Source organism: Methylobacterium segetis (assembly GCF_004348265.1).
Classification (GTDB): domain Bacteria; phylum Pseudomonadota; class Alphaproteobacteria; order Rhizobiales; family Beijerinckiaceae; genus Methylobacterium; species Methylobacterium segetis.
Window position 1 is genome coordinate 1 of the sequence record NZ_SMNT01000064.1, and the last position, 24,053, is coordinate 24,053.

Consider the following 24,053-nt stretch of genomic DNA (forward strand, 5'->3'; position numbering starts at 1 on the left):
GAACTCTCCGTCTACGACGGCATCCCGCACCTGCTCTCCCCCGTCGTCATCGACCCGAAGAAGGCGGTCATCGCCCTCAAATGGGCCGTGCGCGAGATGGAGGAGCGCTACAAGAAGATGTCCAAGATCGGCGTGCGCAACATCGACGGCTACAACGCCCGCATGGCCGAGGCCCGCGGGAAGGGCGAGGTCATCCTGCGCACGGTCCCCGCCGGCTTCGACCGGGAGACGGGCGAGGCGGTGTACGAGCAGGAGGAGATGGACCTGTCGGCGCTGCCCTACATCGTGATCGTGGTCGACGAGATGGCCGACCTGATGATGGTGGCGGGCAAGGAGATCGAGGGGGCGATCCAGCGGCTGGCGCAGATGGCGCGGGCGGCGGGCATCCACCTGATCATGGCGACGCAGCGCCCGAGCGTGGACGTGATCACGGGCACGATCAAGGCGAACTTCCCGACCCGGATCTCCTTCCAGGTGACGAGCAAGATCGACTCGCGCACGATCCTGGGCGAGATGGGCGCCGAGCAGTTGCTGGGCCAGGGCGACATGCTGTTCATGGCAGGGGGCGGGCGCACGACGCGGGTGCACGGGCCGTTCTGCTCGGACAGCGAGGTCGAGAGCGTGGTGGCGCATCTGAAGCGCCAGGGCCGCCCCGCCTATCTCGACGCCGTCACCGCCGACGACGGCTCGGGCGAGGCGGAGAAGCCCACCCGCGGCTCGAAGGCCGACAAGGCCGAGCGCGCCGAGCGGGCGGAGGCCGAGGAGGAGGCGGACGTCGCGGTCTTCGACGTCGGCAGCTTCGTGGCCTCCGGCGGCGGCGAGGCCGGCGGCGACCTCTACGAGCAGGCGATCCAGGTGGTGCTGCGGGACAAGAAGGCCTCGACGAGCTACATCCAGCGCCGCCTCCAGATCGGCTACAACCGCGCCGCCTCCATCATGGAGCGGATGGAGATCGAGGGGATCGTCGGCCCGGCCAACCATGCCGGCAAGCGCGAGATCCTGGTCGAGGGCGGCCATCACGCCGCGTCCGGCGTGATGTACGACGACGACTGAGACGCGGACGCCGGCCGGGTGCGGCCGGCGTCGCATATTCGCCACAGGGTTCGGGCCTAAGGCTCGGGCCCGCCCCTCGACCGCCCTGCCGCACGCCCCGGAGACGCCCCCCGATGATCGGCCGCCGCCACAGCCTGCTCGCCGGTTCTCTGCTCGTCCTCGCCGGGATCCTCGCCGAGCCGCGGCCGGCGGAGGCGCAGGTCACGTCCTTCCTCGACAGCCTGTTCGGCCGCAAGGAGGAGCCGGCCCCGGCGCCGCAGCCCGCCCCGCCCGCGGCCAAGCCGCAGGCGGCCAAGCCCGCGCCGAAGGCGGCCAAGGATGCGAAGGCCGCCCCCGACAAGGCGGCGGACAAGCCCGGTACCGAGAAGACGGGCAGCCTGAAGGCCGGCGCGGGGAAGCCCGCCGCGGAGGCCAAGGAGGCCAAGGTCGCGGCGATCGGCGCGCCGAGCGCGGGTGCGGCGACCTTCGCCGACGCCGACCCCGCCACGATCCTCGCCCAGGCGAACGGCTACTTCAACGGGATGACGACACTGACCGGCACGTTCCTGCAGATCGGCGCGGACGGCCGCCGGATCGGCGGCAAGCTGACGGTGGCCAAGCCCGGGCGCCTGCGCTTCGACTACGACGAGCCCTCCCCGCTCCAGGTCGTGGCCGACGGCACCTCGGTCGCCGTGCGCGACCGCAAGCTCTCGACGCAGGACCTCTACTTCATCGCGCAGACGCCGCTGAAATTCCTGCTGCGCGAGAAGATCGACCTCGCCCGCGACCTCTCCGTCACCGACATCGCCAACGACCCGGGCGGCGTGCGCATCAGCCTGGAGGACCGCTCGACGCTGGGCGGCACCTCGAAGATCCAGCTCTTCTTCGACGCCGAGATGAAGACGCTGAGCCAGTGGCGGATCACCGACCCGCAGGGCTACCTGACGACCGTCCAGCTCACGAACCTGCAGAAGGGCAAGTCGGTCGACACGGCCCTGTTCTTCATCAATTACGGGCGGAGCGAGGACAAGGCGATGCAGCAGCAGATCCAGCAGCAGCACTGACGCCGCCCGACCCGAGCCTCCGACGTGCGCCTCACCGTCACCACCTGGAACATCAACTCGGTGCGCCTGCGCATCGACCTCGTCCTGCGCTTCCTCGCGGAAGAGCGGCCGGACGTGCTCTGCCTGCAGGAGACCAAGTGCCCGGACGACGCCTTCCCGCTCAAGGCGTTCCAGGGCTCGGGCTACGAGAACATCGTCTTCGCCGGGCAGAAGGGCTACAACGGCGTCGCGATCATCTCCCGCTTTCCCCTGCTGACGCGGGACGTGATGAGCTTCTGCGAGCGCGCCGACGCGCGACACATCTCGGCGGTGCTCGGTCGCGAGGCGGGGCCGGCCGCCGGCATCGTGCTGCACGATTTCTACGTCCCGGCCGGCGGCGACGTTCCGGATGTCGGCCTCAATCCGAAATTCGCGCACAAGATCGATTTTCTCGACGCATTGCGCCTCTGGGGCGGGCGCCGGGTGAAGGGTCCGGCGATCCTCGTCGGCGATCTCAACGTGGCGCCGCTCGAGCACGACGTCTGGTCGCACAAGCAACTCCTCGACGTGGTGAGCCACACGCCGACCGAGACCGAGCGCCTGGAGACCCTGCGCGGCGAGGCGGGCTGGGTCGATGCCGCCCGCCTGCTGACGCCGGAGCCGGAGAAGATCTACACGTGGTGGAGCTACCGCTCGCCCGACTGGGCGGCCGCCAACAAGGGCCGGCGCCTCGATCACGCCTGGGTCTCGCCGGACCTCGCCGGTACGGTGCGCAGCGTCACCGTCGCCCGACACGCCCGCGGCTGGGAGCGGCCCTCGGACCATGTGCCCGTAACGCTCGCCCTCGAACTCTGAGCACGGAACGACGCGCGGCGCGGCGGCATTCTCTCGGCACGTGGCGGGCGCTTCCGACCCGCGAACCGAACCCGAGAGACCCGATGCGCAAGATCCTCGTCGCCTTCCTGCTCCCCAAGGTCATCCAGTACCTGCGCCGCCGCTACGGCGGCCGGCCGGGCCATCGCCCGTACTGAGCGACGACGCACGATTCGCTTGAAACGCGAGATCCCTCTCCCGCGTCGGGAGAGGGATCCTGTCGCCTCCGCCCGTAGCCCGCATAGATCGCGAGCCCCACGGCGAGCCACGCCCACAGCCGCAGCCACGTCTCCGCCGGCAGGCCCGCCATCAGGGCGAGGCAGGCGAGGATGCCGAGGCTTGCCACCCAGGGTGCCGCCGGGACCCGGAAGGGACGCACCCGTCCCGGCTCCCGCCGCCGCAGCATCAGCAGAGCCGCGCAGACCAGCGTGAAGGCCAGGAGCGTCCCGATGCTGACGAGCTCTCCGAGCACCTCGATCGGCACGAAGGCGGCGACGAGCGCCGTCGCGAGGCCGGTCAGACCCTGGCTCAGGGCGGGCGTGCGCGTCGCCTCGTGAACCCGGGCGAAGGGCTCCGGCAGCAGGCGATCGCGCGCCATCGCGTAGAAAATCCGCGTCTGACCGTAGAGCGCCGTCAGCGTCGCCGTGGTCAGGCCGACGAGCGCTCCGAGCTTGATCGCGATGGCGAAGGCGCCGAGCCCGATCGCGTCGATCGCCTTGGCGATCGGGTCCGCCCCCGCGAGGTCCCGGTAGGGCACGAGGCCGGTCAGCACCGCCGCCACCGCCACGTAGAGGAGCGTCGTGACGAGGAGCGCGCCGAGGAGGCCGACCGGCAGGTCCCGCCGCGGCTCGCGGGCCTCGCCCGCCGCCGTCGCCACGGTCTCGAACCCGATGAAGGCGAAGAAGACGACGCCCGCTCCCCGCAGGACCCCGCTCCAGCCGAACTCGCCGAAGGTGCCGGTGTTCGGAGGCACGAGGGGCGACCACAGGCTTGGCTTCACGTGCCAGCCGCCGATCACGATGAAGGTGAGGATGATCGCGATCTTGAGGGCGACGAGCCACGCATTCGCCCCTGCGGCGCGCCGGTTCCCGGCGATGAGAAGCAGGGTTAGGGCGAGCACGATGCCAGCCGCCGGAAGGTTGACGAGCCCGCCGGCGCCCGGGGCGGCTGCGAGCGTGGCCGGTAGGCGAAGGCCGAGATCGGCGAGCAGGCTCTGGGCGTAGCCCGACCAGCCGACGGCGACGGTGGCAGCCGCCATCGCGAATTCGAGGACGAGGTCCCAGCCGATGATCCAGGCGGCGAGCCGCCCGAGGGTGGCGTAGGCGTAGGTGTAGGTCGAGCCCGGCACCGGGATCATCGCGGCGAGCTCCGCGTAGCACAGGCCGACGCAGGCGCTCGCGAACCCGCCAAGGAGGAACGAGATCACGAGGCCCGGCCCCGCATATTGCGCCGCCGCCGTGCCGGTCAGCACGAAGATCCCGGCCCCGATCGTGGCGCCGACGCCGATGCAGCCGAGGCCGAAGGCCGAGAGCGTGCGAGCGAGTGGCGTCCCGCCCTGCCCCGCCCCGTCGAGGATCCGGTCGATGGACTTGGGCGCGATGGGGCCGGGCACGGGCATGGTTCGGGCGGGTCTCCTGCCGGGCGATCCTAGACGGATTCGCGGGCGCAGGCGGCACAACCCGTGCCAGGGCGCCAGCCCTGCGGCGGAGGGCTGGCGCTCCCGGCGGTTTCGTGTATGGTCCGGCCCGCCTCGACCCGGTGACGGGCGGGGCTGAACCGCTTGGGACGAGACCCTGCTGGACGACATCCCGGCAGCGGCCGAGACCTGGGCCCTGAGGCCGCCCCGAGAGGGGGCAGGCCGATCCGATACCCGATACCCGAAAGGCAGATGGCGATGTCGATCACGGCAGAGCGCAAGACCGCGCTCATCAAGGAATACGCTCAGGGCGGCAAGGACACCGGCTCGCCGGAGGTCCAGGTGGCGATCCTCACCGAGCGGATCACCAACCTGACCCAGCACTTCAAGACCCACGGCAAGGACAACCATTCCCGCCGCGGCCTCCTGAAGCTGGTCTCGCAGCGCCGCTCGCTGCTCGACTACGTCAAGCGCAAGGACGAGGCCCGCTACCGGTCCCTGATCGAGCGCCTCGGCATCCGCCGCTAACACCGACCCGCGCGGTCCCGGGCCCGGCCCTGGACCGCGTTTCATCATCGGCGGGGCGGAATGCCGGCCCGTCGGATCCCCGGGCGACTTCGAGGCGCGGCGCCAGGGCAGGATCGCGAGAGGCTTCGGCTCCGGAAGCCTCTCGCCGTCTTGCCGCTGGCGGCGCCGGGTTCGCCCGACCGCATGAAGGCATGAGAGATATGTTCGACGTACAACGTGAAGAGCTGATGTGGGGCGACCGCAAGCTCGTCCTCGAGACCGGCAAGGTGGCCCGCCAGGCCGACGGCGCCGTGGTCGCCACCTACGGCGAGACCTCGGTGCTCGCCACCGTCGTCTCCGGCAAGGAGCCCAAGGCCGGCATCGACTTCCTGCCGCTCACCGTGAACTACCAGGAGCGCGCCTACGCCGCCGGCCGCATCCCGGGCGGCTACTTCAAGCGCGAGGGCCGTCCGAGCGAGAAGGAGACCCTGGTCTCCCGCCTGATCGACCGGCCGATCCGCCCGCTCTTCGTCGAGGGCTGGCGCAACGACACCCAGGTCGTCGTCACCGTCCTGACCCACGACCTCGAGAACGACCCGGACGTGGTCGCGATGGTGGCGGCCTCCGCCGCCCTGACGCTGTCCGGCGTGCCCTTCATGGGGCCCATCGGCGCGGCCCGCGTCGGCTACGTCAACGGCGGCTACAAGCTCAACCCCCTCGTGACCGAGTTGGACGAGTCGACCCTCGACCTCGTCGTGGCCGGCACCCAGGACGCCGTCCTGATGGTCGAGTCGGAGGCGAAGGAGCTCTCCGAGGACGTGATGCTCGGCGCCGTGATGTTCGGCCACAAGCACTTCCAGCCGATCATCGAGGCGATCATCCGGCTGGCCGAGAAGGCCGCCAAGGAGCCGCGCGACTTCCAGGCTCCGGAGAACGCCGACGTCGAGACGGCCGTTCTGGAGGTCTGCGAGGCGGAGCTGCGCGAGGCCTACAAGAAGACCGTCAAGCAGGAGCGCTACGCCGCCGTCGACGCCGTGAAGGCGAAGGTGGTCGCCGCCCTCTGCCCGGCCGAGGGTGAGCAGAAATTCGCCCCCGAGAAGGTCAAGGCCGCCTTCAAGGAGGCGCAGTCGAAGGTGGTTCGCTGGAACATCCTCGACACCGGCTCGCGCATCGACGGCCGCGACGTGAAGACCGTCCGCCCGATCGTCTCCGAGGTCGGCGTGCTGCCGCGCGCCCACGGCTCGGCCCTGTTCACCCGCGGCGAGACGCAGGCGCTGGTCGTCGCGACTCTCGGGACCGGCGAGGACGAGCAGTTCATCGACGCGCTGGAAGGCACGTACAAGGAGACGTTCCTCCTGCACTACAACTTCCCGCCCTATTCGGTCGGTGAGACCGGCCGCATGGGCTCGCCCGGCCGCCGCGAGATCGGCCACGGCAAGCTTGCCTGGCGGGCGATCCATCCGGTGCTGCCGCCGGCCCACGAGTTCCCGTACACGATCCGCGTCGTGTCCGAGATCACGGAGTCGAACGGCTCCTCCTCGATGGCGTCCGTCTGCGGCGGCTCGCTGTCGCTGATGGATGCGGGCGTGCCGCTGCGCCGCCCCGTGGCCGGCATCGCGATGGGCCTCATCCTCGAGGGTGAGCGCTTCGCGGTGCTCTCCGACATCCTGGGCGACGAGGATCACCTCGGCGACATGGACTTCAAGGTGGCCGGCACGGACGAGGGCATCACCTCGCTCCAGATGGACATCAAGATCGCCGGCATCACCGAGGAGATCATGCGGGTGGCGCTGGCGCAGGCCAAGGACGGCCGCGGCCATATCCTGGCCGAGATGGCCAAGGCGCTGACCGCCGCGCGGCCCGAGCTCGGCGAGTACGCGCCGCGCATCGAGACCATGCAGATCCCGACCGACAAGATCCGCGAAGTGATCGGCACGGGCGGCAAGGTGATCCGCGAGATCGTCGAGAAGACCGGCGCCAAGATCAACATCGAGGACACCGGCATCGTGAAGATCGCCTCCTCGGACGGCAAGGCGATCAAGGCGGCCTACAACTGGATCCGCTCGATCGTGGCCGAGGCCGAGCCGGGCATGATCTACGACGGCACCGTCGTGAAGACGATGGAGTTCGGCGCCTTCGTGAACTTCTTCGGCGCCAAGGACGGCCTCGTCCACATCTCGGAACTCGCCGCCCAGCGGGTCGCCAAGGTGACCGATGTCGTCAAGGAAGGCGACAAGGTGAAGGTGAAGTTCCTCGGTCAGGACGACCGCGGCAAGATCCGCCTCTCCATGAAGGTCGTCGACCAGCAGACCGGCGAGGACCTCACCGAGAAGCTGAAGTCCCAGCGCGACGCCGAGCGGGCCGAGCGCGGGGACCAGGAGCCCCGCCGCGAGCGCGGCGAGCGCCGCAACGCCGGCGAGTAATCGCCCCGGCCACACGGAACGATGCGGAGCGCGGTCCCTCGGGGCCGCGCTTCCCGTTTGGGGGCCTCCCGCTTTGTGCTCTTCTCCGGCCGCGCGAATCGGCGCGACGGAAAGGGAGGCCGCCATGTCTGACGAACTCGTCTTCTACACGACCCCGATGTCCCGCGGCCGCATCGTCCGCTGGATGCTGGAGGAGGTCGGCGCGCCCTACCGGGCCGAGATCCTGGAATTCGGCCGCTCGACGCGCTCGGCCGAGTATCTCGCCGTCAACCCGATGGGGAAGGTCCCGGCGATCCGCCACGGCGACACCGTGGTGACCGAGACCGCCGCCATCTGCGCCGACCTCGCCGACGCCTTCCCGGAAGCCGGTCTCGCGCCGCCGCACGGCAGCCGGGCCCGCGGCCCCTATTACCGCTGGATGTTCTTCGCGGCGGGTCCCGTCGAGGCGGCCACCACCAACAAGACCCTCGGCGTCGTCGTGCCGGACGATCCGCGCATGCGCGGCATGGTCGGCTACGGCAGTCTCGCCACCGTGGTGGACGCCCTCGAAGGCGCGGTCTCGGGCCGCGACTACATCTGCGGCGACCAGTTCACGGCAGCCGACGTCTATGTCGGCGCGCATCTCGGCTGGGGCATGGCCTTCGGCACGCTGGAGAAGCGCCCGGCCTTCGAGGCCTACGTCGCGCGCCTCAACGCGCGCCCGGCCGCGATCCGGGCCCGGGAGATCGACGACCGCCTGCTCGCCGAGCGGCAGGCCGGCTGAGCCCCGCGTGCGGCGCGGCACGCCCCCGCGGAACGCCGCCCCCCGCCCCGCGTTCGCCCCGCGAGAATCCCCTCAACCGGAGACGACGCCCGATGGCGAACGCGATCATCCACGACATCTTCAGCGGCCAGCAGAACCTGACGACGACGGAGCGCGCCGTCTCGGTGGTGCTCGGTCTCGGCATCGCGGCAGCGGCCGCGCAGCCGCGCCCGAACAAGCTTCTGAGCCTCGCCGCGCTGATCGTCGGCGCCGGCCTCGCCATCCGCGGCGCGACCGGGCACTGTTCCATCAAGGCCGCCTCCGAGCATATCTGATCGGACGTCCGGCCACGAAAAATGGGGCGCCTCGCGGCGCCCCTTTCCGTATGCGCTCCGCGCTTCGCGTCAGAGCGTGGTGGTGCGGCTGCGGCCTGCGACGAAGCCGTAGATCGCCAGGACGACGACGGCGCCGACGATGGCTCCGATGAAGCCCGCGCCCTGGTTCGGTCCGTACCAGCCGACGGCCTGACCGATGAAGGTCGCTACGAAGGCGCCGACGATGCCGAGGATGGTCGTCAGGATGAAGCCCGACGGCTCGTTGTCGCCGGGCATGAGAAACTTCGCGATGACGCCGGCGATGAAGCCGATGATGATGGTTCCGATGATCGAGAACATGGCTCGTGGATCCTGAGCTTCGCTGTAACCTGCCGAAGCAACGTGCTGACGGCTCCTCTGGTTGCGCGGGTCGCGGAAAGTTTGTCGCAGGCGGGAGGCTTCCCCGCTTTATCTCCGTGAACGCCCCTTTACGGTCCCTGCCCGCAGGCGGCACAAGGCGCGGGGGCCGAGGCGGCCCGGCAACGAGGACAGAGGCCAGTATGACGATCGAGCGTTTCGAGACGGGCCCCCGCATGAGCCAGGCCGTCGCCTACGGCGACATGGTCTATCTCGCCGGCCAGGTCGCCGCCGAGGCGGTCGGCACCGGCGTCACCGCCCAGACGCAGGCGATCCTGTCCGAGATCGACCGCCTGCTCGCGGCGGCAGGAAGCGACAAGAGCCGGATCCTCGCGGCGACGATCTACCTCGCCGACATGAGCACCTTCGCCGAGATGAACGCCGCCTGGGATGCCTGGGTCGACCGGGCGAACCCGCCTGCCCGCGCCACCGTCGAGGCGAAGCTCGCGGGCCCGCAATATCTCGTCGAGATCGTCGTGACGGCCGTGCGCCACCCGTCCGGGGACGCGCGGTGAGGCGGCGCAGCCTGATCGGGGCGGCGCTCGCCGCCCTCCTCCTGACACCCGCCGGGGCGGCGCCCGAGCGCGTCGTGAACGTCTACAACTGGTCGGACTATATCGACCCGAAGGTGCTGGAGAGCTTCACCCGCGAGACCGGCATCAAGGTGGTCTACGACACCTACGACAACAACGAGATCCTCGAGACGAAGCTGCTCGCCGGCCGCTCCGGCTACGATGTCGTCGTGCCCTCGGGGCCCTTCCTGCAGCGGCTCGTCAAGGCGGGCGCCTTCCAGCCCCTCGACAAGGGCAAGATCCCGAACCTCGCCCATGTCTGGCCCGAGATCGCGGGCCGGCTCGCCGCCTACGATCCCGGCAACGCCTACGCCGTCGACTACATGTGGGGCACGACCGGGATCGGCCTCAATCTCGGCGCGGTGCGCGAGCGCCTGGGCGCGGGAACGCCCCTCAACACGTGGAATCTCGTCCTCAATCCGGGCACGGCGAACAGGCTCAAGGATTGCGGGATCATGATGCTCGACAGCCCCGAGGACCTGATCCCCAGCATGCTGCCGACCTACGGGCTCAAGGCGGATTCGAAGCGCTGGGACGACATCACCCAGGTGACGGACGCGCTCTACAAGGTGCGCGGCACGGTGCGGAAGTTCCACTCCTCGGAGTACATCCAGGCGCTCGCCAACGGCGACATCTGCGTGGCGGTCGGCTACTCGGGCGACGTGCTTCAGGCGAAGAAGAGGGCGGACGAGGCCAAGAACGGCATCGAGGTGGGCTACGTCATCCCGAAGGAGGGTGCGCTGATGTGGTTCGACGCCTTCGCGATCCCGAAGGACGCGCCGCACGCCGCCGAGGCCCACGCCTTCATCGACTACATGATGCGGCCGGAGGTGGCGGCGGCCAACACCAACTTCGTGTCCTACGCGAGCGGCAACCTGCCGGCCAGGAAGCTCGTGAAGCCCGAGATCCTGAACAATCCCGGCATCTACCCGGACGAGGCCACGATGCAGCGCCTGTCCACCAACACGGCCTGGGACGACCGCACCCAGCGCTTCGTCACGCGGCTCTGGACCCGGGTGCGGACGGGACGGTGAACCCCGTGCGCCGCGAGGCCCGGATCAGCCGGAGGCGATCAACTCCTTGATCCGGGCCGCGAGCGCCTCGAGCGCGAAGGGCTTCGTCATCACGTGCATGCCGGGCTCGAGATGGCCGTTGCCCACGACGGCGTTCTCGGCATAGCCCGTGATGAAGAGCACCTTGAGGTCCGCACGCACGTGCCGCGCCGCGTCGGCCATCTGTCGGCCGTTGATTCCGCCGGGCAGGCCGACATCCGTGATGAGGAGGTCGATGCGGGCGTCCGATTGCAGGATCTTCAGGCCCGACGGCCCGTCGGCCGCCTCGATCGCGGCGTAGCCGAGCTCCTCCAGGATCTCCGTGACGAGCATCCGCACGCTCGGCTCGTCGTCGACGATCAGCACCGTCTCGCCGTCGGCGGAGCGCAGGGCGTCGGTCCGGAACTGAGGCTCGTCCGCGGCCGCCACGGCCCCGGCGTGGCGGGGCAGGTAGATGCAGACCATCGAGCCCTGGCCGACCTCCGAATAGATCCGGACCTGACCGCCGGACTGGCGGGCGAAACCGTAGATCATCGAGAGGCCGAGGCCGGTGCCCTGGCCGAGGGGCTTCGTGGTGAAGAACGGGTCGAAGGCCTTCGAGACCACCTCCGGCGTCATGCCGGTGCCCGTGTCGGAGACGCAGATCGAGATGTACTGCCCGATCGGGAGGTCCCGCTCCTTGGCGCTGCGCCAGTCGAGCCAGCGATTGCCGGTCTCGATGGTGATGCGCCCGCCCTCCGGCATGGCGTCGCGGGCGTTGATGCAGAGGTTGAGAAGCGCGTTCTCCAGCTGGTTCGGATCGACGAGGGTCGGCCAGAGCCCGCCCGCCGCGACCACCTCCAGCGTGATCGAGGGCCCGATCGTGCGGCGGATCAGCTCCTCCATCTCGACGACGAGGCGGTTGGCGTCGGTCGCCTTCGGGTCGAGGGTCTGGCGGCGGGAGAAGGCGAGCAGGCGGTGGGTCAGCGCGGCGGCGCGGCGCGCGGCGCCCTGCGCGGCGGTGACGTAGCGGTCCACGTCCCGCAGACGCCCCTGCGCGATCCGGTTGGTGAGGAGTTCGAGGCTGCCGGTGATCCCGGTGAGCAGGTTGTTGAAGTCGTGGGCGATGCCGCCCGTGAGCTGGCCCACCGCCTCCATCTTCTGCGATTGGCGAAGCTGCTCCTCGGCCCGCATCAGTTCGGCGGTCCGCTCACGGACGCGCTGCTCCAGGGTCTCGTTCAGGGCGGCGAGCGCCTCCGCGCTGACGCGAAGCTCGGCCGCGGCGCCGACGCGCTCGATATGGGCCCAGGAGCGTTCCGTCACCTCCCGGATCAGCGCGAGCTCGTCCGCCGTCCAGGCGTGCGGGAGCTTGTGGTGGATCGCCATCAGTGCCGTCAGCCGGCCCTCCTTCACGAGCGGCATGCAGATCGTCGCGGTGATGCCGATGGCCTGGAAGGTGGCGGCCTCCTCGGGCGCGAGTTCGCGCAGGTTGTCGTTGATGATCAGGGGCTCGCGGGACCGCAGGTTCCGGACGGCGAGGCGGCCGAAGGCGGCGAGGCTGTAGTGCCCGACGATGCTCGGCAAGCCCGGCGCCGCCCAGTTCCCGCGGATCGTGAACCCGTCCTGATCCTCGTCCATGTCGGCGTAGGCGCAAATCGAGACGTCCATGTGCACGCCGACCATGCGCGTGGTCGTGGCCAGGAGCTCGTCGGCGCTGGTGCTGGGCGCCGTCTCCCGCGCCAGGGCGTCGAGGAAGCGCAGGCGCGCCTCGTTCTTCTGGAGCGCCTCGATCGCGCGGTTGCGCTCGGTGATGTCCTGGAAGAGGACGGCGACCTGCCGACGCGAGGGCGGCTCGATCCGGAAGGCCGCGAGCTCGAGATGGCGCCCGGTCGCCACCAGCTCGCGCTGGAAGCGGATCGATCGGCCGGTTCGCAGGACGCCTCCGTAGAGCTCGACCCAGCCGTCGGCCTCCTCCCCCACCATCGTTCGCAGCGTCTGTCCGACGACGTTCTCGATGCCGGCATGCAGCGCGTAGGCGCGGTTCGCCTCGACATGGACGTAGTCGCTGAGGGGGCCGTGCGGCCCGTCGAAGAACTCGATGACGCAGTAGCCCTCGTCCATCTGCTCGAACAGGGTCCGGTAGCGCTCCTCGCGCTCGGCGAGCGCTGCGCGCTGCGCTCGCTCGTCCGTGCGGAGGCGGCCGATCTCCGCTTCCAGTTCGTCGATCCGCCGTCTCAGGCTCTCAGTTTCGCTCACGCCTGCCACCCCGTCGACCCGCGAAACGGCCCGCGAAGTGACCCTGTATGCGGAAAGGCTCCGGTTAGGAACGCTCCGGCGACGGTTCGGCTGCCGACACGAGGCCGTCCCGTGCTCCGACCGGGCTGCCCAAGGGTGGCCGTGCGGGTGTAGGATGCCGCTCTCGGGCAGGAGGCGCCGGCCATGGACAGGCTCTCCACGAAGGTGTGCATCGTCGGCGGCGGTCCGGCCGGCATGATGGCCGCGCTCCTCCTCGCGCGGGCGGGCCTCGACGTCCTGGTCCTGGAGAAGCACGCCGACTTCCTGAGGGATTTCCGCGGCGACACGATCCATCCCTCGACCCTCGACGTGATGGAGGAACTCGGCCTGCGCCGGGCCTTTCTCGCCCTGCCGCATCGCAAGGTCGCGACGCTGACGGCCTATGTCGGGGCCGACAGTTTCGGCATCGCCGATTTCCGGCACCTGCCGACGCGCAACCGCTTCATCGCCATGATGCCCCAATGGGACTTCCTCGACTTCCTAGCCGGCGTCGGGCGGCGCTATCCGGGCTTCCGCCTGCTCATGGAGACGGAAGGCGACGCGCTGATCGAGAAGGATGGCCGCGTCGTCGGTGTCCGGGCACAGGCGCCCGCGGGCCCGATCGAGATCCGAGCCGACCTCGTCATCGCGGCGGACGGGCGCCATTCCCGCATCCGCGAGCAGGGCGGATTCGAGCGGGAGGAGTTCGGCGCGCCGATGGACGTGCTCTGGTTCCGCCTCGGCCGCCGGCCCACCGACACCGACGCGACGGGCGGACGTTTCGGGCGGGGCAGCATCCTCGTCACCCTCGACCGGGGCGATTACTGGCAATGCGCCTACGTGGTGCCGAAAGGCGGCGACGCGGATCTGAGGGCGCGCGGTCTCGACGCGTTCCGCGCCGCGGTGGCGGGCCTTGCGCCGTTCCTCGCCGACCGGGTCTGCGAGCTTGAGGATTGGGGAGCGGTGAAGCTCCTCACCGTCCGTGTCGATCGGTTGAAGCGCTGGCACCGACCGGGTCTGCTCTGCATCGGGGACGCCGCGCACGCGATGTCGCCGATCGGCGGCGTCGGGGTGAACCTCGCGGTTCAGGACGCGGTGGCGGCCGCGAACCTCCTCAGCGCGCCGCTCCTCGAAGGGCGCCTGACGGAAGATGATCTCGCCAAGGTGCAGGCCCGGCGGATGCCGCCGACGCGCATGACCCAGCGCCTCCAGCGCCTCGTACAGGACCGGGTCATCGCCCGCGTCCTCGACGGGTCCGGCGCGCCGCTCGCGCCACCCCTGGCGCTACGCCTCCTCGGCCGGGTGCCCTGGTTGCAGCGATTGCCGGCCCGCCTCGTCGGGCTCGGCTTCCGCCCCGAGCACGTCTCGGTTCCTCAGGCCGTCGCGCCGTAGACCCGGTCGGCCCGGCTCTCGAAGGCGTCGGTGAACTTGCGGAAGGCCTTGTCGAACATCTTGCCCATCAGGAGGCCGAGGGCGAAGCTCTTGAACTCGTAGGTGATGAAGAAGTCGATGCTGCAGCCGCCGTTCGGCCCCGGCTTGAACGCCCAGCGGTTCTCCAAGTGCCGGAAGGGACCGTCGATATACTCGGCGGTGATCTTCAGCGCCGCCCGGTCGAGCGTGACGCGGGTGGTGAAGCGCTCGCGGATCGCCTTGTAGCCGACCGCCATCTCGGCGACGAGGACCTCGACGCCCTCGCCCGGTCCCGGCTGCCGCCTGAGCACGCGCAGGGATTCGCACAGCGGCAGGAATTCGGGGTAGCGCTCGACGTCGGCCACGAGGTCGTACATCTGCTCGGGGCTGTGGCGCACCGCGCGCGTGATGCGGAAGGAGGGCATCGGGGATCCCGGTTCAGGCCTGGAGGCGGGCGAGGCGGGCCGCCTTGAGCCGGGCGAAATCGTCGCCGGCATGGTGGGAGGAGCGGGTGAGCGGGGTCGCCGAGACGAGCAGGAAACCCTTGGCGTAGGCGGTGGTCTCGTAGCCCTTGAACTCGTCCGGGGGAACGAAGCGCACGACCTCGTGGTGCTTCTTCGTCGGCTGCAGGTACTGGCCGATGGTCAGGAAGTCCACGTCGGCCGAGCGCAGATCGTCCATGAGCTGCACGACCTCGTTCCGCTCCTCGCCGAGGCCGACCATGATGCCGGACTTGGTGAAGATGGTCGGATCAAGCTCCTTCACCCGTTGCAGGAGGCGCACCGAGTGGAAGTAGCGGGCACCCGGCCGCACGGTCAGATAGTTGCCCGGCACCGTTTCGAGATTGTGGTTGAACACGTCCGGCTTGGCCGCGACCACGACCTCCAGCGCCGCATCCTTCCGCAGGAAATCGGGGGTGAGGATCTCGACCGTGGTGCCCGGGCTGCGGACCCGGATCGCCGCGATGGTGCGCGCGAAGTGCTCCGCTCCCCCGTCCGCGAGGTCGTCCCGGTCGACGCTCGTGATCACGACGTGGTGCAGGCCGAGCTTGGCCACCGAATCGGCGATCTTCTCGGGCTCGTCCGGATCGAGGGCGCCGGGCAGGCCGGTCCGCACGTTGCAGAAGGCGCAGGCCCGCGTGCAGGTGTCGCCCATGATCATGAAGGTGGCGTGCCGCTTCTCCCAGCACTCGCCGATATTCGGGCAGCCCGCCTCCTCGCAGACGGTGACGAGGCCGTGCTCGCGCACGATGGCGCGGGTCTCGGCATAGGCCGGCGATCCCGGCGCCTTCACGCGGATCCAGTCGGGCTTGCGCGCCTGCACCGGCTGGTCCGGCCTGTGCGCCTTCTCCGGGTGGCGCAGGCGGACGGGGGTGGCCGGACGGGGATCGTTCTGGAGGAGATCGAGGACGACGGCCATGCCACACCGCGCGAGGACTTGGCCCGCGCTCGAGGGCGGGGCGTCGGATGATCCTGGGATCGGAACCCCTGACTTAGGGCCTCCCGGGCGCGCCCGCAAACCGGCGCGGCGGCGCGTCGCGACAGGCGCGCCCGTCAGTAACGCATGCTGCGCCCGCGGATGGCCCGGTAGATCGTGATGATGATGACGGCACCGATCGTCGCGGAGAGCAGATTCCGCCAGAAGCCGAACACCGCGATGTCGAGCTTGGCCGCGAGGAAGTTGCCGAGCAGGCCGCCGAGGATGCCCATGATGATGTTCGAGAACAGGCCCATGTCGGCCGAGGTGAACTTCTCCGCGAGCCAGCCCGCGATCGCCCCGATGAGGATCGCCATCAGGAAGCCGACCCCGGGCTGTCCGAGCGCGCCGTAGACCTGTCCGTCCATGTAGCCGATCCCCTGCTTTAGTGGTGGCGGAGCATGGTCCGAAGCCGCACCGGGAGTCCAGCCTGCGGGCACCGCGGGGCCCTGCCCGACGGCCGTGCAGGGAACCGGAACCGTGTTCGGAGGGCTGCCGTTACAGGCGGCATTCGGGTGCCGGAAGCGGCGCCCCCACCATCGAAGGGACAGGCCCCGTGACCATCAGAACCGTTCTCGCCGCGATCCTCGTCGCCGGCCTCCCGAGCCTCGCCCTGGCCCAGGAGACGGCCAAGCCCGAGATGGCCAAGCCCGAGATGGCCAAGCCCGAGGCGGCGCCCTCGGCCACGGCCTCGCCGACGCCGAACTCGTCCTCCGCCGCGGCGGTCGCCGAGGGCGGCATGAAGATGGCCGACAGCGCCACCGCGAAGGTGCAGTTCATCACGACCCAGCCCGCCGACACCCTCACGTCGAAGCTCGTCGGCCTCACCGTCTACAACAACAGCAACGAGACGGTCGGCGAGATCGAGGATTTCGTGATCCTCGACGGCAAGACGATCCACGCCGTCATCATCGGCGTCGGCGGCTTCCTCGGCATCGGGGAGCGCTACGTTGCGGTCAGCCCGGCGAGCGTCACGCTGTCGAAGAAGGACGACCGGCTGCGCGCCCTCGTCAACACCTCGAAGGACGAGCTCAAGAACGCTCCCGCCTTCGAGTACAAGAAGAAGTCCTGAGGCGCGGCGGGTCCCCGTCCGCGTAATGCGCACGCGGGCCTCGCGTCCCCTGCATGGACGGGGACCCGTAGGGCGCTCCCCGAACCCGTCAAGAATTTCCTAACACGAGGTTTACGGCTACGCTTGTCCACAGCGATGGATGAATCGGATCGGTGATGGTCTCGGCGTTGCGCAGGGCGGTACGGTGGCGGCAGGCGATGCGGGAACGGGACCTGCGCCTCGGCACGAGCGGCTGCGCCAGGGCGCCGGCCGCGGAGAGCCGGGAGACCCCGTCTTCCCCAGGGCGCGGCCTCACGGCGCGCGAACTGATCCGGATGGCGCAGGCTGCCCGGCGCAGCCCGCAGGCGGGGCTCGGCGCGGAGCGCGAGGGCTGAACGGCAGCGCCGGACGCCGGTCCGGCGCTGCCGCCCGATGGCGCGCCGCTTCCCTGACAGAGGGGTCCGGACCGTCCTGCGCCGAGACGCAGGATGCGGGCCGGGATCGAGGCCGTCAGCCGTGGCCGGCCATGCCCAGGGCCGCCACCCTGCAGATGTTGCGGGCGGGCTCGTTGAGGATCGTCTGCGCAGCCGTGATCTCCCGCTCCGGCCGAGTCGGGCTAGCCGCTGCCACCGTCGCGGCGGCCGGCACCGGTTCCGGGGCGCCGCGCCCGCGCTTCTCGTAGAAGGCATTGCCTCCGGCGAGCGCCACGTAATGCATGTTGCCGTAGGGGTAGCGGCGCCCGGCCGTGTGGAAGAACATGGCGCGGCCCACTTGCGGGTGGCGCTCGCCCGCGAGCACGGCGTCGGCCACCTGCTCGATGCGCGGCCGGTCCTGCGCCCGCATCGGCTTCGTCAGGACGCCGGTGGCGAATTGCCGGGGCTGGCCGACCACGTCGCAGATCCGGTTCGGGTAGGTGGTGGCGTCCACGCGGTTCATCACCACGGTGCCGACCGCGAGCAGGCCCTCCTCGTCGCTGCGGTTCGATTCGAAGTACATGGCGCGGGCGAGGCACTCGCGCTCGGCCGGGGTCGCCGCGACGGGCGTGGCCCGGCCGATCGATCCCGTTGTCAAATCAGTATTCGGACTGAGCTGGCAGGCGCCGAGTCCCGGCAGAGCAAGAACAAGTCCAAGATAGACAGCCGATCTCGTGCCTCGGATAGCCTGCATGCAGCCCCTCTCGACCTCTGTTTCGAATCGTTGCCGTCAGTGATGCCTGAAGCCAAGCTTGATGGCAAATCGGCTATAGCCTGAGGGTGCTCGCGCAGGACTTTCCGGAGACCCTTCGGAAGCGCAGGCGCGGCTTCGTGAACAAGCTGCGGAGGCTGGCCTAACCTGCTGGCGCCGCTGCCCTTCCGTGGCCGTGGCCCCGCCGGCCCGCCGCGCTTGGCCGGCCCGGTGTTGCCGTCCTGTTCTTGTGGGCCTGCGCGGGATCGTGTCTACCGCCGGTCCTTGCCCGCCCTGCGGGCAAACCCTGCGAATCGGGAGCCTCCCTTGCCTCACACGAACGCCGGCGGATCACGTCGCGGTGCGCGGTTCGGCTTCTCGCGCGCGCGCCACGGGTCGTCCCGCAGGGTGTTGCTCGCGGCTCTTCTCCTCGCGACCGTGCCGGCCCAGGCGGAGACCTTCGCCTGCATCACCAAGGGTGCGACCACCGTCCTGAAGGACGGCAGCCCCGAGGTGGTCGATGCTGTCGAGGGCAAGGGTGTCTCGGTCAGCCTCGAGGCGAAGGGGATGAGCCTCGTCCTCATCAACGATTCGAACAGCGCGGTCGCCCGCTTCGCCTGCCGACGGGATCGGCTACGGTCCAGCGTCGTCGAGTGCACGCGACCCGACGAGACCCTGCGCCTCAACAGGCGCACCGGCGTGATGCTGCGAACCGTCACGACGAAGGGCGTGGATTTCGTGCTCTCCCTCGTCCTGGTCTGCACCCGCCCGAAATCGGCGCCGCCGGCGAGCGCCTAACCCCTTCGCGGCGCGGCGGCCTGCCGCCCCAGGATTTCCTGTGCGGGGCCGAGGAAGGCGCTCGTCGGCACCGCGAAGGAGGGACCCGGCGGTCCGCCGGCCCGGGGACCGGCGACGAGGACGCCGATCACCGTCGGCTGACCGTCCTCGACCTGAAGCAGGGCCGATCCGGATTCGCCCGGAATCGCGCGGCAATCGTGGACGAGGAGCGGGGCCGGCCCCTCCGTGAGGCGAGCGGCGCAGCTCCTCTGAGCGCTCATGAACTGGGAGGTCGTGCGTCGATAGCCCGCCCGCTGGATGTCGATCCGGGTCCTGCGCTCCCCGCCGGCGGCAACGAGGTGCTCCAGGGCCAGGGGCTTGATCGGGATCGGGCTCGCGAGCTCGATCAAGGCCCAGTCATTCGGCATGTTCGGCCGACTCGTCCCGTAGGCATAGGTGTAGTCGGGCGGCTTCCGCACGCTGCTGGCGAGGGCGTGAGCGAGATAGCGACCCTGATCGTAGCCGGCCACGAAGTGGATCGAGTCCGGCTCGACCCAGCGTCGGCGCGCCCGATCCCAGAGACAATGCGCGGCTGTCAGGACGAGACGGGGCCCGATCAGCGTCGCCGTGCAGAATTGCCGGCTTCCCGGCCCCGTCACGACGTTGAGCTTGCCGATCGCGGCGAAGGGCCAGCGAGCGGGATCGACCGTGATCTCCTCGGCCAGAGCGGTCTCGCCCGCGAGAATGAACCCCGCGAGGATCAGGCAGACTCGGGACGGCCCCCGCACGCGAAATCCTCCCCGGCGCACCGCCGGCTCCGCCCGGCAGATAGCCCGGGAGCACCGTGCGTCAAGCCGGCGGAGCCGCTCAGGCCGCGATGCCGGCGGTCTGGGGACTCGGCGCGGCGGCGGGACGGTCCTCGTCGAGCCACTGAGCCGAGAGGTGGATGGCTGCCGCGTGCACGATGTGTCCGCTGCCGTCGCGCACCGTCACGCGCAGGCCGCGATGCAGGTGCCGTTGCGGCCAGTCGCCCGCGATCTCGCACAGGACGCGCAGGGCCTCATCCGAGACGGCGCCCCGGTCGACGCATTCCGCGCCGTACTCGTCGAGGGTCGTCACCTGGCTGTCGTGAACGTCGAAGAAGTAGCGGGCCATGGGTGCATCCGGCGAGTCGACGAGGGTTGGCTGGCGCGTCACCAGCGCGATGCGAAGCGCGGTCGGGCGACGGCTCCGAGCTAGAAACTTGGCCTGACCGCGGCATTAACAAAGTTTAAGTGCATAAACGTACTTGGACAAGCGCGACGCGTAAAAGCTTCGCTCCGTCGTGATGCAACTCCTGATCGGAACATTTCCGGCGATGGTATTCAACGATACCACGCGGGGTTGCACTTGCAACCTTGCACTAAAGTACGACGCCGGAACCGGCCTCGAAACGGCGTTTTGCTGATTCGCGCTCGCGAAGCGCCCCTCACTTCTGTGCGAAGCCCGCGGCGAGGTTGATGCCGAGGGCCAGGATGCTCGTGTTGAAGAAGAAGGCGTAGATCGTCTGCAGGGTGACGACGCGCCTCATCATCTTCGCGGTGATGTCGGTGTCGGAGGTCTGCGAAGTCGCCCCGATCGTCACCGAGAAGTACAGGAAGTCCCAGGCGTCCGGCGCCTCGTCCCCGTTGAAGTCGAGCCCGCCCCGCGCGCCGCCCGCCTCCCCCTCGCCGTAGTAGAGATGCGCGTAGTGGATCGCGAAGACGACCTGCACGAAGGCCCAGGCGCAGACGAGAGTCGCGGCGGCGAGAACGAGATGGGGGGCACGCATCGGATCGTCTCCCCGCTCACCGAGGACCAGCATGGCCACCGCGCCGATGCTGGCAGCCGCCGCGAGCAGGGCGAAGACCGAGATCACCATCGCGCTGTCGTCGAGGCGGGAGGCCTCGCCGCGAAGCGTCGCCGGGTCGCGGGCGGCCCGCCAACCGACGAGGGCGACGTAGACGCAGACGCCGAGGCACCAGCCGATGAGGAGGCGCGTGGCGAGCGACTCGACGGGGAGCGCCACGGCGAGCGCCGCGACGAGGAGCAGCGAGGCGAGGAGACGCGGGCGCAGCCAGAACGCGCGCAAGGGGTTCGTCATGCCCGTCCGTCTCCCACGATCACGGCCGCGCCCGCGCCTCAGAATTCGAGCCCGAGCTTCACCCGTACGGCGTGGCGCTCGAAATGGCTGAGGTCGAATGCGCGCCGGGTGTAGCTCGGATCCCGGTCGTGCCCGGCGACCTGCGCGGAATAGGCCAGCGTCACGAACGCCTTCTCCGTGATGCGGTGATAGAGGGCCGGCCCGAGGAAGACCGCGTGTCCCTCGAAACGGTTGAGGAACGCCCCGTCATAGGCACGCAGGTAGCGGAGCTCGGGACCGAGGAACGTGTCCTTGCCCACCCGCGCGACGACGGCGTGCGACCACAGGAAGGTCGAGGAGCGGTCGACCTCGCGCGATCCGCGCAGGCGGCCCACGCTCGGCTCGAAACTGATGTTGCTGCCGTACCAGATCGTGTCCGGAACGAGCCGGATGTCGAACTGCAGCACGCTCTCCATATCGAAGATGTCCGCCCCCTGCCCTTCGATCGGCAGCACCCGGGCGTAGCGTGGGCGCAGTTCCACCGCGAGCCCGAGCGGATTGTCGGCCGACGCCTTGAGGAACCGGACCTTGAACTCCGCCGAGGCCCCGTCGAAGGTGCCGTAGGACTTGTCGGGTAGGTCGGCGATGTTGCGGACGCTGCGAACGTCGGCGAAGACGCCGAGATCGATGCTGAAATTCTCGGCCGGGTCGAACTGATAGCTGAGCTTGGTGTTCGAGACCCCGTAATGCGATGGGCCCGGACCGGCGCGGCGCTTGCTGAACCAGCCGACGCTGTCGAGCAGGATCTCCTGTTCGCCCTTCTTGCCCGTCTCCGAGCCTTCCGTGAAGCCGAACAGGTTCTCGGTATCGACCTCGTCCTCCGAGCCGGACGATGCGCCGCCGGCACCCTGGCCCCCGCCCTTGGCCTCATCCTTGGGCTTGGCATCGTCCTTGGCCTTGGCATCGCCCTTGGCCTTGGCATCGCCCTTGGCCGCGCTGCCCTGCCCCGCCAGGGCAGGCGCCGGCACGGCCGAAAACGGGCCGGCGAGACACAGGATGACGAGGAAGAGGCTGACGGGATGACACGGTCTCATCGGCGCGACTCGGAAGCGACAGGCCCCGATCGACCGTCTTCCGAACCGGATGGCATGCCGGCCCGCATCCTGACTGCATCCGCACGGACACATTTGTCAGAAATTCACTCATAAGTTGAATTTGTCGGGATGAAGCCCGGCATCTCCGCGTGGGATCCGCGCCCCGGCCCACCGGCGATGGATTATCGCCAGCGGATCATGAAGGCGACGCAGGCGAGGATGACGGCCGCGAACACCCAGGCCGGGCCGCCTTCCGACGCGTATCCCACCATGCCGATGAAGCCGATGACGCCGACCCAGATCAGGGTGAAGGCAATCGGGTTCACGGTCTTACCGGCCCGACGGCCACCCGTACACACATACGCCGAAGACCTCGCCCGCGCCCGCTCCCGCCCCTTCAACCGCGCGAGAACGGCAATATCGCGGCCGGCACGCGGATGTACGGCACCGGGCGCAGACATGCCGGCAAGCATTCGGCCGAGCCACCGTACCGATCAGCTGTCCGGATAAAGAAATAGCAACGGATTCGTCATTTCCTCTCGACAAAATCGCGTCTTGCCTTATCTGTTGAAGCATCGCGTCCGACGCGGTCCTCCGACACTGACGAGTTTCAAACACACCATGTCGCGCAGTCGCGTGCGGCGGTCTTTTACCGTCGAAGTGAAATCGAATGGCCGGCAGAGCCTCGGTCTCGCCATTCCATCCCGCGTTCCCGCCCCAACTCCTGTCTCGTCTGCCCGAGCCCTCGACGCCGAGAGCCTCTGGCTCAAGGCCGAGCGCGTGCCCGAGCACGTTTCGCCCGCGCCTCAGGCCGAGGCGCGGCGGGTGCTGCCGAGCCTGCTCGTCGCGGAGGCTCCGGCGCCCGAGCCCGAGATGCGGACCTTCGAGGAGCCGCCGCTGCCCCGGGTCCGCCGCGTGAAGCCGAGGACGGCGCGTTCGACGATGGCGGAGCCGGCGACTTCCGGCTCCTCGCTTCCGAAGACCGCGAGGGTGGAGCCTGAACTCTTGCCCGCTGCCGACGCCAGCCCGGTACTCTTGCCGACCGCAGCGGAGCCCCCTGCGGGCCGCCGCAGGACCGTCGCGAAGGCGACCCCCGAGCTCGCCCGGGGCGAGCGCTGGAAGCGGCGGCTGCCCCGCGCCTGCTGGTAGGCAGCGATCCGCGGTGTTCCGCGTTGCTCTCCCGGCCGCGCCGACAGGCGCGGGCGTGATGGACAGCAGGAGGAGCATCCATGGCATCGACCCGCTCGCAGCAGTGGAACGAGGGTAGCGCGGCGAGACGCGCAGGCCAGCCGGACACGGTCAATCCCTACGAGGCCGGCTCCCAGGAGAGCGCCGACTGGCTCGACGGCTTCACCAGTGGCGAGCCGGAACAGAACGTGGATCGGCCCGAGCGCGGAGAGGGCTAGTCTCGTCCGCGACGAGGCCGATCTACTCGGCCTCGTCGAAGTTGAGGGAGAGGCGGGCTCGGAACAGGACAGTCCCGCTCTCGTCCCGCACGGCTGCAACGCAATGCTGGTGGTCGGAACCGGCCTGAAATCCTTGCGCGACGGCCGACATGATCCCGACGACGCGCTCGCGCGCGATCATAGGCCCCGCGGCCTCAAATCCTTCCTTGTCCTGAATGTGCTGCGACCCGTCGTGAAGATCGATGAAATAGCGCGCCATGGAACAATCCGGTCGGGGTGACCCGAGAACAATACGGGTGCTTTAGCACGAGAACGTTTCCGGTGGGTGTCCCAACGCCCTCGGACGATTCTCGGTACCCTCGGGCACTTTGCCTCATGGGCCGCGGGTAGGAAAAACTCAGTCGTCCTGCTCCGGGTCGCCGCCGCCATTGCGCTCGTGGACGGCCGCTTCCAGACGGGCGCGGTCCTCGAGGGCGCGGATGGCATGGTGGCGGCTCAGGCTCTCGAAGAGATCCACCGCGGAGGTGCGGCCCTCCTGCGACAGGTAGGCAGCGAGTCGCGCGTAGTCGCCCGCGAGGCGCTCGCTGCGGGCGGCATCCCGGGCAAGGCCCGCGACGGTGGTCTCGAAGGCGGTGAGGGTCGGGTCGGATGCGCGCATCGGCCAGGGTCCGGGCTCGGGCGCGCGATCGCCGTGCGCGAGCCTCGACGAG

At 69.7% G+C, this 24,053-nt stretch carries 29 protein-coding genes; 15 read left to right on the forward strand and 14 right to left on the reverse strand.

Features of this window, described 5'->3' with window-relative positions:
- The 3 genes from E1J50_RS16680 to E1J50_RS16690 form a co-directional block, all read left to right on the forward strand.
- Nucleotides 1–1,053: FtsK/SpoIIIE domain-containing protein (locus tag E1J50_RS16680; RefSeq protein WP_281024579.1), on the forward strand; the 1,053-nt coding region annotated here is incomplete at its 5' end.
- A gap of 113 nt (nucleotides 1,054–1,166) precedes the next feature.
- Complete coding sequence (locus tag E1J50_RS16685) at nucleotides 1,167–2,096, forward strand: LolA family protein (protein WP_132254970.1); 930 nt, start codon at nucleotides 1,167–1,169, stop codon at nucleotides 2,094–2,096.
- A 24-nt stretch (nucleotides 2,097–2,120) separates the two neighbouring features.
- On the forward strand, nucleotides 2,121–2,930 hold the full coding sequence (locus E1J50_RS16690; protein WP_132254971.1) for an exodeoxyribonuclease III: 810 nt from the start codon (nucleotides 2,121–2,123) through the stop codon (nucleotides 2,928–2,930).
- Between the two features lie 142 nt (nucleotides 2,931–3,072).
- Here the strand turns inward: E1J50_RS16690 and E1J50_RS16695 are convergent, their stop codons facing one another.
- Nucleotides 3,073–4,566: an amino acid permease gene (locus tag E1J50_RS16695; RefSeq protein WP_132254972.1), complete on the reverse strand. Its 1,494-nt coding sequence runs from the start codon at nucleotides 4,564–4,566 to the stop codon at nucleotides 3,073–3,075.
- 276 nt (nucleotides 4,567–4,842) lie between these two features.
- Between E1J50_RS16695 and rpsO the strand changes: the two genes are divergently transcribed.
- From rpsO to E1J50_RS16715, 4 genes are all read left to right on the forward strand, one after another.
- A complete protein-coding gene (gene rpsO, locus E1J50_RS16700) occupies nucleotides 4,843–5,112 on the forward strand; it encodes a 30S ribosomal protein S15 (RefSeq protein ID WP_132254973.1) in 270 nt (89 codons plus the stop codon).
- A gap of 200 nt (nucleotides 5,113–5,312) precedes the next feature.
- Nucleotides 5,313–7,514 carry a polyribonucleotide nucleotidyltransferase gene (gene pnp / locus E1J50_RS16705; RefSeq protein ID WP_132254974.1) on the forward strand — a complete coding sequence of 734 codons (2,202 nt, stop codon included), beginning with the start codon at nucleotides 5,313–5,315 and terminating at the stop codon, nucleotides 7,512–7,514.
- A 124-nt stretch (nucleotides 7,515–7,638) separates the two neighbouring features.
- Entirely contained in the window at nucleotides 7,639–8,277 is a 639-nt protein-coding gene (locus E1J50_RS16710) for a glutathione S-transferase family protein (protein WP_132254975.1), read from the forward strand.
- 92 nt (nucleotides 8,278–8,369) lie between these two features.
- The gene (locus E1J50_RS16715; RefSeq protein ID WP_132254976.1) at nucleotides 8,370–8,591 is read left to right on the forward strand and encodes a YgaP family membrane protein; all 222 of its coding nucleotides are present in this window, start codon (nucleotides 8,370–8,372) and stop codon (nucleotides 8,589–8,591) included.
- A 69-nt stretch (nucleotides 8,592–8,660) separates the two neighbouring features.
- On the opposite strand, the gene E1J50_RS16720 is transcribed toward E1J50_RS16715, so the two are convergent.
- Nucleotides 8,661–8,930: a GlsB/YeaQ/YmgE family stress response membrane protein gene (locus E1J50_RS16720; RefSeq protein WP_132254977.1), complete on the reverse strand. Its 270-nt coding sequence runs from the start codon at nucleotides 8,928–8,930 to the stop codon at nucleotides 8,661–8,663.
- A 200-nt stretch (nucleotides 8,931–9,130) separates the two neighbouring features.
- Between E1J50_RS16720 and E1J50_RS16725 the strand changes: the two genes are divergently transcribed.
- Together E1J50_RS16725 and E1J50_RS16730 are read left to right on the forward strand one after the other, a co-directional pair.
- Nucleotides 9,131–9,502, forward strand: a complete 372-nt coding sequence (locus tag E1J50_RS16725; protein ID WP_132254978.1) for a RidA family protein — start codon at nucleotides 9,131–9,133, stop codon at nucleotides 9,500–9,502.
- On the forward strand, nucleotides 9,499–10,593 hold the full coding sequence (locus tag E1J50_RS16730) for a polyamine ABC transporter substrate-binding protein (protein WP_132254979.1): 1,095 nt from the start codon (nucleotides 9,499–9,501) through the stop codon (nucleotides 10,591–10,593). Before E1J50_RS16725 ends, E1J50_RS16730 begins: the two co-directional genes overlap by 4 nt.
- A gap of 24 nt (nucleotides 10,594–10,617) precedes the next feature.
- Here the strand turns inward: E1J50_RS16730 and E1J50_RS16735 are convergent, their stop codons facing one another.
- The gene (locus E1J50_RS16735; protein WP_165937891.1) at nucleotides 10,618–12,846 is read right to left on the reverse strand and encodes an ATP-binding protein; all 2,229 of its coding nucleotides are present in this window, start codon (nucleotides 12,844–12,846) and stop codon (nucleotides 10,618–10,620) included.
- Between the two features lie 183 nt (nucleotides 12,847–13,029).
- Here E1J50_RS16735 and E1J50_RS16740 point away from each other — a divergent pair, with 183 nt between their 5' ends.
- Nucleotides 13,030–14,256 (forward strand): FAD-dependent oxidoreductase, encoded by a 1,227-nt coding sequence (locus tag E1J50_RS16740; protein ID WP_132254980.1) that lies wholly within the window; start codon nucleotides 13,030–13,032, stop codon nucleotides 14,254–14,256.
- Here E1J50_RS16740 and E1J50_RS16745 read toward each other — a convergent pair.
- From E1J50_RS16745 to E1J50_RS16755, 3 genes are all read right to left on the reverse strand, one after another.
- On the reverse strand, nucleotides 14,238–14,699 hold the full coding sequence (locus E1J50_RS16745; protein WP_132254981.1) for a type II toxin-antitoxin system RatA family toxin: 462 nt from the start codon (nucleotides 14,697–14,699) through the stop codon (nucleotides 14,238–14,240). The genes E1J50_RS16740 and E1J50_RS16745 overlap by 19 nt on opposite strands.
- Nucleotides 14,700–14,712: 13 nt before the next feature.
- The gene (lipA, locus tag E1J50_RS16750; protein ID WP_132254982.1) at nucleotides 14,713–15,693 is read right to left on the reverse strand and encodes a lipoyl synthase; all 981 of its coding nucleotides are present in this window, start codon (nucleotides 15,691–15,693) and stop codon (nucleotides 14,713–14,715) included.
- Nucleotides 15,694–15,827: 134 nt separating this feature from the next.
- Entirely contained in the window at nucleotides 15,828–16,118 is a 291-nt protein-coding gene (locus E1J50_RS16755) for a GlsB/YeaQ/YmgE family stress response membrane protein (protein ID WP_132254983.1), read from the reverse strand.
- Between the two features lie 188 nt (nucleotides 16,119–16,306).
- Here E1J50_RS16755 and E1J50_RS16760 point away from each other — a divergent pair, with 188 nt between their 5' ends.
- Together E1J50_RS16760 and E1J50_RS27395 are read left to right on the forward strand one after the other, a co-directional pair.
- Entirely contained in the window at nucleotides 16,307–16,822 is a 516-nt protein-coding gene (locus E1J50_RS16760) for a PRC-barrel domain-containing protein (protein ID WP_132254984.1), read from the forward strand.
- A 197-nt stretch (nucleotides 16,823–17,019) separates the two neighbouring features.
- Nucleotides 17,020–17,196: a hypothetical protein gene (locus E1J50_RS27395; RefSeq protein ID WP_165937892.1), complete on the forward strand. Its 177-nt coding sequence runs from the start codon at nucleotides 17,020–17,022 to the stop codon at nucleotides 17,194–17,196.
- 115 nt (nucleotides 17,197–17,311) lie between these two features.
- Here the strand turns inward: E1J50_RS27395 and E1J50_RS16765 are convergent, their stop codons facing one another.
- On the reverse strand, nucleotides 17,312–17,872 hold the full coding sequence (locus tag E1J50_RS16765; RefSeq protein WP_425374939.1) for a cell wall hydrolase: 561 nt from the start codon (nucleotides 17,870–17,872) through the stop codon (nucleotides 17,312–17,314).
- Between the two features lie 420 nt (nucleotides 17,873–18,292).
- On the opposite strand from E1J50_RS16765, the gene E1J50_RS16770 reads away from it, so the two are divergent.
- Nucleotides 18,293–18,763, forward strand: a complete 471-nt coding sequence (locus E1J50_RS16770) for a hypothetical protein (RefSeq protein ID WP_132254986.1) — start codon at nucleotides 18,293–18,295, stop codon at nucleotides 18,761–18,763.
- Here the strand turns inward: E1J50_RS16770 and E1J50_RS16775 are convergent.
- The 5 genes from E1J50_RS16775 to E1J50_RS27400 all read right to left on the reverse strand — a co-directional run bounded on the left by E1J50_RS16775 (nucleotide 18,760) and on the right by E1J50_RS27400 (nucleotide 22,263).
- A complete protein-coding gene (locus E1J50_RS16775; RefSeq protein ID WP_165937893.1) occupies nucleotides 18,760–19,530 on the reverse strand; it encodes a trypsin-like serine peptidase in 771 nt (256 codons plus the stop codon). The genes E1J50_RS16770 and E1J50_RS16775 overlap by 4 nt on opposite strands.
- 79 nt (nucleotides 19,531–19,609) lie before the next feature.
- Complete coding sequence (locus E1J50_RS16780; protein WP_132254988.1) at nucleotides 19,610–19,897, reverse strand: DUF6894 family protein; 288 nt, start codon at nucleotides 19,895–19,897, stop codon at nucleotides 19,610–19,612.
- Between the two features lie 313 nt (nucleotides 19,898–20,210).
- Entirely contained in the window at nucleotides 20,211–20,864 is a 654-nt protein-coding gene (locus tag E1J50_RS16785; RefSeq protein ID WP_132254989.1) for a DUF1345 domain-containing protein, read from the reverse strand.
- 38 nt (nucleotides 20,865–20,902) lie between these two features.
- Nucleotides 20,903–21,937: a hypothetical protein gene (locus E1J50_RS16790; RefSeq protein WP_245516610.1), complete on the reverse strand. Its 1,035-nt coding sequence runs from the start codon at nucleotides 21,935–21,937 to the stop codon at nucleotides 20,903–20,905.
- A 182-nt stretch (nucleotides 21,938–22,119) separates the two neighbouring features.
- Nucleotides 22,120–22,263, reverse strand: a complete 144-nt coding sequence (locus E1J50_RS27400) for a hypothetical protein (protein ID WP_165937894.1) — start codon at nucleotides 22,261–22,263, stop codon at nucleotides 22,120–22,122.
- Between the two features lie 295 nt (nucleotides 22,264–22,558).
- Between E1J50_RS27400 and E1J50_RS16795 the strand changes: the two genes are divergently transcribed.
- Together E1J50_RS16795 and E1J50_RS27405 are read left to right on the forward strand one after the other, a co-directional pair.
- Nucleotides 22,559–23,086 carry a patatin-like phospholipase domain-containing protein gene (locus E1J50_RS16795; protein WP_132254990.1) on the forward strand — a complete coding sequence of 176 codons (528 nt, stop codon included), beginning with the start codon at nucleotides 22,559–22,561 and terminating at the stop codon, nucleotides 23,084–23,086.
- 80 nt (nucleotides 23,087–23,166) lie between these two features.
- Nucleotides 23,167–23,343: a ribosome modulation factor gene (locus E1J50_RS27405; RefSeq protein WP_165937895.1), complete on the forward strand. Its 177-nt coding sequence runs from the start codon at nucleotides 23,167–23,169 to the stop codon at nucleotides 23,341–23,343.
- A gap of 22 nt (nucleotides 23,344–23,365) precedes the next feature.
- Here the strand turns inward: E1J50_RS27405 and E1J50_RS16800 are convergent, their stop codons facing one another.
- Together E1J50_RS16800 and E1J50_RS16805 are read right to left on the reverse strand one after the other, a co-directional pair.
- On the reverse strand, nucleotides 23,366–23,602 hold the full coding sequence (locus E1J50_RS16800; RefSeq protein WP_132254991.1) for a DUF6894 family protein: 237 nt from the start codon (nucleotides 23,600–23,602) through the stop codon (nucleotides 23,366–23,368).
- Nucleotides 23,603–23,740: 138 nt separating this feature from the next.
- The gene (locus tag E1J50_RS16805; RefSeq protein ID WP_132254992.1) at nucleotides 23,741–24,001 is read right to left on the reverse strand and encodes a hypothetical protein; all 261 of its coding nucleotides are present in this window, start codon (nucleotides 23,999–24,001) and stop codon (nucleotides 23,741–23,743) included.
- Nucleotides 24,002–24,053: the final 52 nt, after the last annotated feature.